The organism is Bradyrhizobium sp. HKCCYLR20261, from assembly GCF_051168435.1.
Lineage (GTDB): Bacteria > Pseudomonadota > Alphaproteobacteria > Rhizobiales > Xanthobacteraceae > Bradyrhizobium.
Window position 1 is genome coordinate 1 of sequence record NZ_JBNPUZ010000028.1, and the last position, 11563, is coordinate 11563.

An 11563-nucleotide genomic window follows, 5' to 3' on the forward strand; every position below is an offset into this window, starting at 1 on the left:
ACTGGCCCGATCTTCACTGGGCCGGGGCTGCCCACCCATCCGCAATCGCAGAATGGGTTCTTTGAACCCAATTGCGGATGGGTGGGCGCCCCGGCTTCGAGTGGATCGATCCAGTTCTTGGAGAAGACGAAGGCAAACCGGCCTGCGCTCCTTCCGATCTCTCTTGATCGCTCTGCAGCGCCCCTCCTGACCGGAGGGCCGGCCGCGTGACCGACACCGTTTCGCCGGGCAAGCTCACGCGCCAGGAGCTCTACGACCGCATCCGGGAATCCTCGAAGGACGAGGTCATTCTCGAAGAGATGATCCGGCTCGGCTTCTGGCCCGATGGCGAAGCAGCGCCCGCGCCGGCTGCGGAGGCCGTCCGCAACCGTGCGGAGGCCATTCGCGAACTCGCCGAATTGCAGCGTCAGAACGCCGCGCTCGGCGATCCCGTGCGCGCATTGAAGGAAATGCACAAGCGCCGCAAGGCCGAGGCGATGGCGCGGCGGCAGGAGACCAGGCGTCGCCATGCCGAGGCGCGGCAGACGCGGGCGTTTGCCTGGTACGAGCGGCGCAAGCGCGACGTGCTCTATCTCGGCGAGGATGTTTCGCCCGGACTTCATAACCGAATGAATGCCACGCCCTTGCGTGATGGCCTGCCCCCACTTGCGGACGCCAAGGCGCTGGCCGATGCGATGGGCATTGCGCTCGCCGAGTTGCGCTTCCTCGCCTTCAACAGGAAGGTGGCGTCGGTCAATCACTATCAGCGCTTCACGATCCCGAAGAAGAGCGGCGGCGAGCGGCTGATCTCGGCGCCGATGCCGCGCCTCAAGCGCGCGCAATATTGGGTGCTCGACAACATCCTGGGCCGAGTGCCGCTGCACGAGGCCGCGCACGGCTTCGCGCCGGAGCGCTCGATCCTGACAAATGCGCGCAACCATGTCGGCCGCGACGTGGTGATCAATCTCGATCTCAAGGATTTCTTTCCGACGCTGACCTATGTCCGCGTCAAGGGCCTGTTCGAGGCGCTCGGCTATGCCGAGTCCGTCGCGATTCCGCTTGCGCTGTTGTGCACCGAGCCGATGGTCGACGAGGTCACGCTCGACGGCGAGCGTCACTTCATCGCCGACGGTCCGCGGCTGCTGCCGCAGGGCGCGCCGACGAGTCCGGCGATCACCAACCTGATCTGCCGCAAGCTCGACCGGCGCCTCGCAGGCCTCGCGCGCACGCTCGGCTTCGTCTACAGCCGCTATGCCGACGACATGACCTTCTCCGGCTCGGGCGAGGCGGTGAAGAAGATCGGCACTCTGCTCAAGGCCATCCATGGCATCGTCGAGGCCGAAGGCTTCAAGGTGCATCCGGACAAGACGCGCGTGATGCGGCGGTCGGCGCGCCAGGAGGTGACCGGCCTCACCGTCAACGAAGCCGTCGCCGTGCCGCGCGACCTGATGCGCCGCTTCCGCGCGGTGCTGCAGCAGGTCGAGCGCCATGGGCCCGCCGGCAAGCAGTTCGGCCCCGGCAAGGATGTGATCCGCTCGCTGCTCGGCTTCGGGCACTTCGCCGTCATGGTAGACCCGGAGCGCGGCGGCCCGCTGCTCGCGCGTGCGCAGCAACTCGCCGCACGCTACGCGCCCGCGCGCTCGGCGCGGCGCCTGACGCGCAGCGCCTTCCGCAAGGCCGCGGCCGCGGGTCAGATTCCACCCGGCCGGCAATGGACTCCCGCGATGCGGCCGCCGCCGGCGCCGGACCCCGTGCTGGTCGCGCTGGCGCGGCAGGAGGAGAAGAAGCAGGCCGCGCAGGCGCGCGCCAACGCGCCCGGCCCGTCGCGCCCGCCGATCGTGCCGCCACCGGTCTGGGGCGCGACACGCGCGAACGAGCCGCAGGCGGCCGGTTCGGCAAATCCGTCGACCACGCCCACGAAGCAGCGGCCGCCATGGTACGTCACGGCGCTGGTGATCCTGGCGGCCGTGCTGCTCTCCGTCGCGATCATTCCCGGCGGCGCCGCGATCGCCGGCGGTCTGCTGTATTTCTACTACAGGACATGGTGGAGGCGCTGAACCGACGCGCCGCCGATCAGGACGTCTCGCGCTTCAGCGATCGTCGGCTCTGAACAAAACGCGCCTGGTACATGGCTTCGTGACTGATCCGCATCGTCTCGTCATCCGGGAAGTCGATTTGCACCGAGGGCACGACCTGGAATTGCCGCTGAGCCGGTTCTGACGGAAACTTCGGCACGGCGGCGGCGCCTCCTGGATTGCACTCCGTCGTTGACAATGCGATGGGGAGTTAACTACCTTCTTCGAAGGGTATCTGTCGAACGTGGCGTGCGCTGAACTGGCCGACGTCGTCCAGCTCTTTGCACCGAGTGCTTCGTTCGAAGACGGACCCTCGACGATAAATCATAGACGCGGCATGTGAGCCATTCGTTGCCTCATTCGGGAGGTACGGGTGGCTTTTTTCGTTTGCCGCCCAAGATCTGTCGATCGAGACACGTCCGCGTCGCCAGACCGGCAGCGCAGGTCCGAGTGCGGAGCATGAGTCATATCGCCAGAGAGGATGACGAACGATGGCAGCAACAGATGTCCACTATCTCGGCCTCGTCGATATCGGACGAAAAATCCAGGCCAAGGAGTTGTCGCCGGTCGAGGTGACCGAGGCCATGCTCGGGCGGATCGAGCAGCTCGACGGCAGGCTCAAGAGCTTTGCCCATGTGATGCCCGACTCCGCGCTCGCGGAAGCGGCGGCAGCTGAAAAAGAGATTGCTTCCGGCAAGATCAGGGGGCCACTGCACGGCGTGCCGGTGGCGGTGAAGGATCTCTGCTGGGCCAAGGGCGCGCCGGCGGCGCATGGCATGACCATTCATCGTGACTTTCGTCCCTCTGAGGACGCCACGGTGGTCGCCCGGCTCAAGGATGCCGGCGCCGTCATCCTCGGCAAGCTGCAGCAGACCGAAGGCGCGTACGCCGATCATCATCCGAAGATCGATCCGCCGAAGAATCCGTGGAATGCCGATCTCTGGCCCGGCGCATCGTCGAGCGGGTCCGGAGCCGCCACCGCGGCCGGCCTCTGCTTCGGCTCGCTCGGCACAGATACCGGCGGCTCGATCCGTTTCCCGTCTGCGGCCAACGGGGTCACCGGGCTCAAGCCGACCTGGGGGCGTGTCAGCCGTTACGGCGCATTCGAGCTCGCAGCGACGCTCGATCATATTGGTCCGATGGCACGGAACGCAGCCGATTGCGGTGCCATGCTCGGTGTGATTGCAGGGGCGGATCCTAAGGATACGACCTCGGTTCCGCTGCCCGTCCCTGACTATCTTGCTAATCTCTCTGGCGACCTCCGGGGTTTGACGATTGGGATCGACAGGCGCTGGACCAGCGAAGGCACCGACAACGACGCATCCGGGGTGCTGGCCGAAGCTCTGCGGGTGGCAGCCGATCTCGGTGCTGAGATCAAGGAGATCAGTTTCCCCGATCCCAAGGCGGTGATCGACGACTGGTTCCCGCTTTGCGGCATCGAGGCCGCGGTCGCGCACGAGGACACCTATCCTGCGCGCAAGGACGAGTACGGTCCCGGGCTCGCGGGTCTCTTGGAGCTCGGCCGGCAGCAATCCGGCATGGACTATCAGAAGATCGTGCTTCGGCGCGAAGCGTTTCGCGGCGCAGTCCGCATGTTGTTCGAGACCGTCGATCTCCTGGCGGTTCCGGCGCAGGCCTTTGCTGCGCCGAGCCTCACCAAGATGGCGACCCTCGGCGAGGATGCTTCGCTGATCGGTGGCCTGCTTCGTTTCACATGCCCGTTCGACATGACGGGAAGTCCGACCGTAACCTTGCCGGGGGGCTTTGCTGCGAATGGCGGTCCGGTCGGATTCCAGTTCGTCGGCCGTCATTTCGACGAGGCCAGCCTGGTGCGCGCAGGCGATGCGTTTCAGCGCGTCACCGACTGGCACAAACGTCACCCCGGGATCTGATGTAACCACCGATCAGATTGGCCCGCAGGCAGAATCAGAACCTCTCAGCCGCAGCCGCCTCCCTGATCTCGACCCGTACGGGAGTCGGATCGAAGCCGTTGCAGGGGTTGTTGACCCACGGGCAGTTGGAGATCACGAACAGCGCGCCCGCTGTTCGACGGCGCTCGCATAGCGAATGACGTATGACGTCAGCTGACCTTGCTCATCAGAGGCAACAGCTCGGCGTCGGCCGGCGTCTCGGCGGGCACCAGAGTGGCGGCGACCGCGTGCTGTGTCGGCAGAGGCGGCCTCACGGCTGCCACACTGGAGCGGCCGACGACGATATGGGCCGTGAGCACGACGGGAACGCCGAGCCCGAAGGCGATGTGGACGGTGCTGATCCAGGGACGCAGTGCTTCCGAGCCGACGTAGTAAAGCCCGAACGCGGTTGCGATCAGCAGGCCGTACAGCGCGATGCTGAGCACCCCCGTCGCCCTGTTCCTGCTGGCGCGCCAGGCGCGCTGGACGTGCATCGGACCGAGCGCCCCCAGCAGCATCAGCGTGATCATCGCAGTGCCGCCATGCGCACTCAGGAGCATGGCGGAAGCCTGTTGCCAGGCCTCGCTGTCCGCCTCCGAGCGGGTCTTCATCTGATCGGCGTAGATCCACAGCGCTCCGCTGGCAAACAGGAGACCGAAAATCGTATAGAGAGCGAAGCGAAACGCACCCTTAAGCCGCATGCTGCAGATCTCCTTGCCAATCGGGGGTCGTGAGGATGTCGCCGTTCGCCGCGACGAGCATGGCGCTCGCGCCGAACCGGCTGAGCTGCCCGGCAGCGGCTTCGCCCGAGATCATGACGATCTTGGTCAGCGCGTCGGCCACCATGCAGGTTGGCGCGCAGACCGTTGCGCCATGGATATTCTGAGCCGGCCGCCCCGTTGCCGGATTCACCACCGCGGTATCCGTCGTCTCGACAGATCGGAACGGATCGAAGCGGCGCGCCGAGGAAGCCATGGCCTTGTCGCGCAATTCCAATTGGCAGACGATGCCGCAAGGTGAGCGCGGATCGCGTATATCGACCACCCGGGCACGCGGGCCGAACGCGGCGAGGTCACCGCCTGCGTTCACCATGGCTGCGGCGATGTCGTATGTCCGCAGCGCAGCGATTGCGCAGTCGACGGCAAAACCTTTTGCGATTCCGCCGAGGTCGATCTTGTATTCAGCACGGTGGAAGCGGACGCGATCACCGGCGAGCAGTTCGATCGCGGAGTCCTCCTTCTCGACAATAGGCTGTCGCGCCCGGCTGGACACGCCGATATCGAAGGCGCCATCGGACAGACGCGCCATATCGACCGCCGCCTGCAGCACCTTGGTGGTCCAGGGATGCACCTCGACCGCGCGACGGCATGCCTCGCGGTTCAAACGCGAGACGTCGCTCTCGGGATCGTAGACGCTCATCAGCCGATGCACCTCGGCGACGGCCGCGAACGCGGCTTCGACCGCCTGCTCCGCTCCGTGCGGGCGCGCGTCATCGACGTGGATCTCGACATAGGTCCCGAGCAGCGGCCGCGCGCGCCGCAGGCTAGCGGAAGTGGCTGGCATGATAGGTCAGCACCTTCTTCACACCCTCGGTCACGTGGGTCGAGGACAGCGTCGCGCCGGATATGTTGCGGATGTCGGAATTGATACGAATCTCGTTCTGGCTGCTCTTGCCGACGAACTGCGCAAGCCAGCTCGCATCATGCACCTCGCCGCCATAGGATTCGCGGTAGTTCAGGATTTCGACCTTGCGGACGCGCCCGTCCGGGCCGATCGCAACCGAGTAGTCGATCAGCAGATGTTTTCCGACGACATGATCGTAATAGAAATAGCCGCCATTGCTCGCCTTCCAGACCCGGCCGGCCTGCACCTCGGTGAAGCTCGCGCCGGGAAATGCAGCCTTCTGCGCCTCTTCGACGCTCATGTACTGCATGGCGTAGCCCGGCGAGGCCATCGACACGATCGCGGCGGCGGGCGCCGTCCATTTCAGCCAGCCGCTCATCACGCCCACCTCGTATTTGTTGTCATGTCACGATCCTCCCTCGCGAGCCGGCAGCGACGTCTTGCGGACGATCATGTCCTCAAGCTTCGCGACGGAAACGACACTGGCGTGATCGTCCGCCAGCCTCGTCATTCCGTTCGGCTTCCGTCAACCGCACCCAAGCGACTTTCTGCAAACCGGACTGATTGTCAGTGCGAATGAATTAAGTGGTTTGATTGCGGCGAATTGCCGCGTCGATGTTGGCGATTTGCCGGAGCGGCTGCGAAATTACGATGTTGGCGGTTGTGCTTTGACCGCACGGTCCCGTTGCCACGCCGACCGAACTGCTCAAGCGCGAGCGCCCTTCTCCATCGCGTTGTCGGCGCCGCGATCGCGACGCCGACATCCTCAGTCGAGGTCGGCGCGGCTGCGCCTACCACGGCATCTGGTTCATCGCCTCCCACGGCGATCCGTTATAGGGCGACGGCACAACCTTGATCTTCGCCATCATGCCTCCGTCCTCATGTTCGAGGATGTGGCAGTGATAGACGAACTCGCCGACCTGCGAGAACGGGATGTCCACGACCACCGGCTTCGACGTGCATTGCCCGCTGCGCCACTGCTCGATGGTACAGACGCCGTTCTGAGCGTCCATCACCTCCGGCACGTTGGGGGTCGCGACTCCCAACGGGACGTTGTCCTGCAGCATGCCGCCGCCGATGTTCTTGTTGAACGACACCGCCAGCGGCGTGTTCTCGCCCGCCTTGCTGTTGACCGTCCGGAACCGCGTCTGGTGAATGTGGAAGTTGTGGTTCTCGGTCGAGAGCTGCACCAGCTCCCAGGTCTCGTGCACGGGGCGCTGCCCTGCCGCCAGCGGCAGACAGACGATGTTCTGCGACGGATCGAACTGGCTCACCGGGAGCTGGGTGCCGGGCACCGGGTTGCCGTTCTGGTCGACCTCCTCGTAGCCGAGGCCGAAGGTGCCATCGTCGTTCAGATCAGCCAGCCCGAAGAAGATCCGCCGGCGATGACCGGGCGGCAAGGGCTGGCATCCGTTGCGCAGCGGCGCGGCACTGGCATAAGGCACCTTCGCATCGAGAATGCCGGACGGTTGCATCGTCGCCAGCGCATCGCCCCTGATGTCCAGGCCGTAGGCGATGTGGTTGCGCGAGCCGTGCTGGTGGAAGCGCACCTTGGCGAGATCGACCGCCGGCCACTGATCGCCGCTGCCCATCGTCAGCCCGGCCATCTTGAACGTCGCGGAGGCCACGCGTCCGGGACTCGCGATCGCGCCCGTGTTCGGATCGCGGTAGGTGACGAACACCTCCGTGCGCGAGCTCGGCATCATCACCATCTGGGTGACACAGACCGGCTTGGAATGGAAACGCGACGTCGGCAGCGGCGGACACGGCACCACGCGGAAACGCGCGCCGCCGAGATGGACCATGGTGTCCATCGTCGTATCCTGCGGCAGGTTCACGCTGACGCCGTCCACCGAGATCAGCTGCATGATCATCGGCTTCTGCGTCTCGTCATCCGTGAGCTGAAGATTGTAGGACAGGCTGCCCGACGCGTTGGTCAGACGCCAGACCTCACCGTCCGGGTCGGTCACCTTGATCTTCGGGAATGTCCGCCCGTTGACCGTGAAGTACCATTTGCCGCCGCTGAAATTGGTGCCGCCATCGGCCGAGGTGTCGACGCCGGGGCACGAACCCTCGCGCACCTCCGAACTGTCCGCCGGAAACTGCGCGCAGAAGCCAGGATCCTGCTGGTTGATCACCTCGCCCGGCTGGACGTTGACCGGGCCGCTGTCGAACTGCACCGGACCACCGGGCGCGACCTGGAGATCCTTCAAGATCAGGTGGCGCACGCTGGCGTCCGGAAACGGCGTATCCCTGGCGTCGCCATGCGCGTAGTCGGAGACCTCGCCGACCGAGATGATGCCCGCCAGCCCCTGAGACACTTGGTTCAGCGAGATGCCGTGGATGTGCGGGTGAAACCAGAACTGTCCGGACGGATGATTGCGCGGAATGTTGATGCGGAACTCCGCTGAGTCCATCTTGTTGGAGCCGTGCTGATGGGTCGTCTGCGGCACCGGCATGCCGTTGGCCGAGTTGAAGATCTGCACGAAGACGTAGTCGCCGAAGGTCGGATCATTGAGCGTCGGCGCGCGCGGCTCGACGATCAGCCCGTGCGTGTGCAGATTGGTCGGATTGCGAAACAGGTTGGCCTGGCCGGGGTCGGTGTTGTGGTTCACCTTGGCCGGATCGAGCTGCGGCAGCTGGTTCACCAGCTTGATCTTGAGCGTGTCGCCCTTCTGGAGCGCCAGGCGCACGCCGCCATAGTCCGCTACTGCGGAATGAGCCGGACAAGTGTTGCCCCATGCGGGCCTGCGGCAGATCTCGTAGACCCAGCCGGTCGGATTCATCGGCGAGCCGCTCGGCGGAGCATAGCTGATCGTCGAGATCGGCTTCGCCTTGGCGATCATCAGGAGATCGAGGACGCCGCGCGAGCTCCTGAACACGGTGGGCTCCGCCAGATCATGGGCGCTCGCCATGGTCGCGGTCATTGCGAGACCTGCCAACAGCGCGGCTGCGGAGAGCGATGTTCTGATTGTTGGTTTTCTCGTTGGTTTGCGTGGACACCCGACTGACATCCCTGATCCCCATTCGGCTCGAGACAAAGATCGTTGCGGCGCGATGCAGTTCATCGGATGCCGCTTGCGCGAAGCCTCACCCATGATCGGCGATGAGGCCCTCGCACCCTCCCGCTTCGTGGCTACGGATGGGGGGTGTCTCCTTTGTGACCGTTTCTTTCGCTTTGTGAGACCCGCAAAGCCGCTCTTCAAGAATCGATCTAATCAGGCTGACAAACAATCATGCTGTGCGCAGGCCGCACGTACGGCGACACAAAAACGACAACCACCCCGCTTAGTTCGCTTCCGACGGGATCTGATGAGTCGGCAGGATTCACCGCGACGATCCCCGTAGATCTTTCGACCACGCCAAGGAGGCCTGAGAATGCTGCTTGCTGTTGCTCTCGCATGGGCGTGCAATGTGGCCGGCGTCGCCTGCGGCACGCCGACCGTCGAGACCATTCAGAAGGCCTACGAGCAGGAAGCGCCGGCGTCCGGCGTGCGCCACGACAAGGGGCTGAAGATCGTCGAGGCGAGCTGCGACAAGGGCGACGGAAGCGGCCGTTTCCTGTGCCAGGTCTCGTTCGTCTCCGAGGACGATCCCGACAAGCGGCTGTATTTCGACATCGTCTCCGCGGCGCTCACCGACAAGGGGTGGGTCCTGACCAGCGGATTGTGCAAGCGCTGAACGAATTTCCTCGCGGCGGCTTTCTTACCTCTCACAAGTGGCGGCGTCCCGACCTTTGCCGCTGATGCATGCGGAGCAGTCTCGATTCCGGCGACAGAAACGGCGCGCCTGATTGCGCCAATGGCGGCGCAGTCGGTGTCGAGGGCATGTCGGCGATGGTCGTCGCAACCGGGATGATCGACTGCCCCGGCGTCTGCTGCGCGAAATAGAGCACGATGAGCTCCCCGCCCTTTTGCAGGGTGGCCGATCGCGCCTCGACATGGCGCAACGTCCAACCCTGATAGTCCGCACCGGTTCGGACGCGCAGAGGCGTATTGCTGCCGGACTCGAGAAAGATGGCAAGCCCGCGCTCGCCGTTGACCACGGTGCCGACCAGCGAGAGCGCCGGCCGCTCCGGCCGGCTCGGCTCCTGAATGTCCGGCGCGGCAGCAACAGGCGGCGTCGGCGCCTCTTCCGGCGGAGGACGCCGCGACGGCGAGAAGATCGGCCGGTCGCGCGTCGCGGATAGCTGATCGAGCGGAATGCCCCAGAGCGGGTTGCCCGTTCGCGCCTGCCCGTTCGATGTGAGCGGCCTGTCTTGCGCCACCGCCGGCGCGCGCTCGTTCGCGGCCGTGAGCGCAAGATCTGGGCCGGCAGCCTCGGCGGACATGTCGCGCGAGGTCGCGATGAGAACGCTGATGGACAAGGCGGCGCAGAGTTTCATCGGAGCGTTCATTGCGGGCTCTGCCATTGTCCGGACACCATGATCGTGATGCGCAGCCTTCCGTTCGACATGGCTGCAGGGGCGCCGCCATCGACAGCCAGCTCGTCGATGAACAGGCACGGCATGCCGGCCTCCAGCTCGTAGAGGATCGGCTGCAAGGCGGTCTGGTCAGCCTCGAAGCTCGCGCCGACGCTGACCTGACGATCACTGGCGCGCGGGCCTTGAACGTCGATCTGCGAGGACGACACGCTGCCGCCATGGCGGCCCACGACCTCGTTCAGACGCTGCAGCAGCGCCGCGCCGGCGACCGTCACGGTGGGACCTTCGAGAAACGCCGATCCGGCCACGGCTCCGCCGCCTCTGTCCTCGCGGCCAACCGCCATGCTATGCGCATCGAGCAGCCGAAGCGTATCGGTGAGCGCCTCCAGCTCAGTGCGCTGGTCAAGCAGGCTCCTGACCGGCAGCACCGTGGCTGCGCCCAGCATCAGCAGCAGGCCGGCGTAGACGGCAGCCGCGATACGGGGCGAGAACGGAGTGGCGGTGAACAGCGATCCGATGCTCATGTGCCGGGTCCGAAATGAGGCTTGATGCCTGCTTCGATATGGAAACGCTGGCCGGCCTCGTCGGCCGAGCGTGTGGTCGGCGCAGAAAATGTCGCGCGCGTGAAGTGCGGCGATTGCTCGATCAATCCGATCAGCGCGGGCGCATCTTGACTGACGCCTGCGATCTGCAGCCGGTCCTTGTCGATCCGCAGCTCGGTCACATAGGTGTCGTCCGGGAGCACCCGGGATAGCGCTTCGAGCAGCATCACGTCGGCCGCCGTGTCCTGCTTGCGTCGCAACAGACTGCTCAGCGCCGCATTGTCACCCCCCTGCGAGCCCAGGCGGAATTTTGCGCGCCGCTCTGCAATCTTCTGCGACAGCATCCGTTGCTGGTCATCGAAGCGCTCGCCGAGAAAGCCCGTGATCGCCAGCGACAGCGCCGCCGCGACTGTCGCAACGATCAGAACGGCCGTCAGCATGCGACCGACGCGGCCAACGTCCAGCGATCCGCGCAGCTGCTGTTCGATCAGCCGCGTGGCCGTTGCCGTGACGGCCTGGCCGGCGTCCGATCCCGCAGGGGTCTCGGCAGCAAACAAACTGACGGACGCGGCACGCCAGGACTCCGCCAGCCGGACGAGCGGATCGATGCTAGATCTCGGCGCGGCGACGACCGTCGTCCGAATGCGGTCCCCTGGGATTTCGGTCGGAGCCGTGCTGCCGAACACCGCCTCCTGCGCCGTCCACGGCGTCAGACGATCGAGCTGCGAGCGGACCATCGAGTCGAGAAACTCGACCGCACGCTTGGGGAGATCCAGCGGACGCCACAGGAAGCGGTCGGGCCGCAGGGTGATCCTGATCCGACTGCCGCGCAGCACGTCCTTCCAATTCGAAGGAAGCTCGGCGGCAACTCCATGCACCAACCGTATCGTAACGTCCTGCGGCACCGATCGCCCGCTCGCGCTGATGATGAACATATCGCGCTCGGTCTCCACCAGCTCCACCGACGGTCTGAAATGGATCCGGCCGATCGCATCGACGATGGCTTCGGCG

General features: G+C 65.3%; 10 protein-coding genes and 1 pseudogene. 3 read left to right on the forward strand and 8 right to left on the reverse strand.

What is annotated here, in order from left to right:
• The first annotated feature begins 206 nt into the window (after window positions 1–206).
• Window positions 207–2036: a reverse transcriptase domain-containing protein gene (locus ACQR1L_RS33710; protein WP_434862216.1), complete on the forward strand. Its 1830-nt coding sequence runs from the start codon at window positions 207–209 to the stop codon at window positions 2034–2036.
• A gap of 509 nt (window positions 2037–2545) precedes the next feature.
• The gene (locus tag ACQR1L_RS33715) at window positions 2546–3946 is read left to right on the forward strand and encodes an amidase (RefSeq protein WP_434862217.1); all 1401 of its coding nucleotides are present in this window, start codon (window positions 2546–2548) and stop codon (window positions 3944–3946) included.
• 34 nt (window positions 3947–3980) lie between these two features.
• Here the strand turns inward: ACQR1L_RS33715 and ACQR1L_RS33720 are convergent.
• The 5 genes and pseudogenes from ACQR1L_RS33720 to ACQR1L_RS33740 all read right to left on the reverse strand — a co-directional run.
• Window positions 3981–4088: pseudogene (locus ACQR1L_RS33720) on the reverse strand (urea carboxylase); the annotation flags it as partial.
• A 46-nt stretch (window positions 4089–4134) separates the two neighbouring features.
• Window positions 4135–4665 (reverse strand): hypothetical protein, encoded by a 531-nt coding sequence (locus ACQR1L_RS33725; protein ID WP_434862218.1) that lies wholly within the window; start codon window positions 4663–4665, stop codon window positions 4135–4137.
• Window positions 4655–5527, reverse strand: coding sequence for an FAD:protein FMN transferase (locus tag ACQR1L_RS33730; protein ID WP_434862219.1), 873 nt, complete (start codon window positions 5525–5527; stop codon window positions 4655–4657). The genes ACQR1L_RS33725 and ACQR1L_RS33730 overlap by 11 nt, the downstream gene beginning before the upstream one ends.
• On the reverse strand, window positions 5508–5966 hold the full coding sequence (locus ACQR1L_RS33735) for an FMN-binding protein (RefSeq protein WP_434862220.1): 459 nt from the start codon (window positions 5964–5966) through the stop codon (window positions 5508–5510). Before ACQR1L_RS33735 ends, ACQR1L_RS33730 begins: the two co-directional genes overlap by 20 nt.
• 412 nt (window positions 5967–6378) lie before the next feature.
• Window positions 6379–8373: a multicopper oxidase domain-containing protein gene (locus ACQR1L_RS33740; RefSeq protein WP_434862266.1), complete on the reverse strand. Its 1995-nt coding sequence runs from the start codon at window positions 8371–8373 to the stop codon at window positions 6379–6381.
• 592 nt (window positions 8374–8965) lie between these two features.
• Here ACQR1L_RS33740 and ACQR1L_RS33745 point away from each other — a divergent pair.
• Window positions 8966–9268, forward strand: coding sequence for a hypothetical protein (locus ACQR1L_RS33745; RefSeq protein WP_434862221.1), 303 nt, complete (start codon window positions 8966–8968; stop codon window positions 9266–9268).
• Window positions 9269–9299: 31 nt separating this feature from the next.
• Here the strand turns inward: ACQR1L_RS33745 and ACQR1L_RS33750 are convergent, their stop codons facing one another.
• From ACQR1L_RS33750 to ACQR1L_RS33760, 3 genes are read right to left on the reverse strand one after another with little or no spacing between them, the layout of a single operon-like run.
• On the reverse strand, window positions 9300–9971 hold the full coding sequence (locus tag ACQR1L_RS33750; RefSeq protein ID WP_434862222.1) for a hypothetical protein: 672 nt from the start codon (window positions 9969–9971) through the stop codon (window positions 9300–9302).
• A gap of 8 nt (window positions 9972–9979) precedes the next feature.
• Complete coding sequence (gene gspM / locus ACQR1L_RS33755) at window positions 9980–10534, reverse strand: type II secretion system protein GspM (protein WP_434862223.1); 555 nt, start codon at window positions 10532–10534, stop codon at window positions 9980–9982.
• Window positions 10531–11514: a PilN domain-containing protein gene (locus tag ACQR1L_RS33760; RefSeq protein WP_434862224.1), complete on the reverse strand. Its 984-nt coding sequence runs from the start codon at window positions 11512–11514 to the stop codon at window positions 10531–10533. Before ACQR1L_RS33760 ends, gspM begins: the two co-directional genes overlap by 4 nt.
• Window positions 11515–11563: the final 49 nt, after the last annotated feature.

Coding starts and splice junctions, on each gene's coding strand:
- ACQR1L_RS33715 (WP_434862217.1), top strand. CDS start 2,546: ATGGCAGCAACAGATGTCCACTATCTCGGCCTCGTCGATATCGGACGA.
- ACQR1L_RS33725 (WP_434862218.1), bottom strand. CDS start 4,665: ATGCGGCTTAAGGGTGCGTTTCGCTTCGCTCTCTATACGATTTTCGGT.
- ACQR1L_RS33730 (WP_434862219.1), bottom strand. CDS start 5,527: ATGCCAGCCACTTCCGCTAGCCTGCGGCGCGCGCGGCCGCTGCTCGGG.
- ACQR1L_RS33735 (WP_434862220.1), bottom strand. CDS start 5,966: ATGAGCGGCTGGCTGAAATGGACGGCGCCCGCCGCCGCGATCGTGTCG.
- ACQR1L_RS33740 (WP_434862266.1), bottom strand. CDS start 8,373: ATGAATCCGACCGGCTGGGTCTACGAGATCTGCCGCAGGCCCGCATGG.
- ACQR1L_RS33745 (WP_434862221.1), top strand. CDS start 8,966: ATGCTGCTTGCTGTTGCTCTCGCATGGGCGTGCAATGTGGCCGGCGTC.
- ACQR1L_RS33750 (WP_434862222.1), bottom strand. CDS start 9,971: ATGAAACTCTGCGCCGCCTTGTCCATCAGCGTTCTCATCGCGACCTCG.
- gspM (WP_434862223.1), bottom strand. CDS start 10,534: ATGAGCATCGGATCGCTGTTCACCGCCACTCCGTTCTCGCCCCGTATC.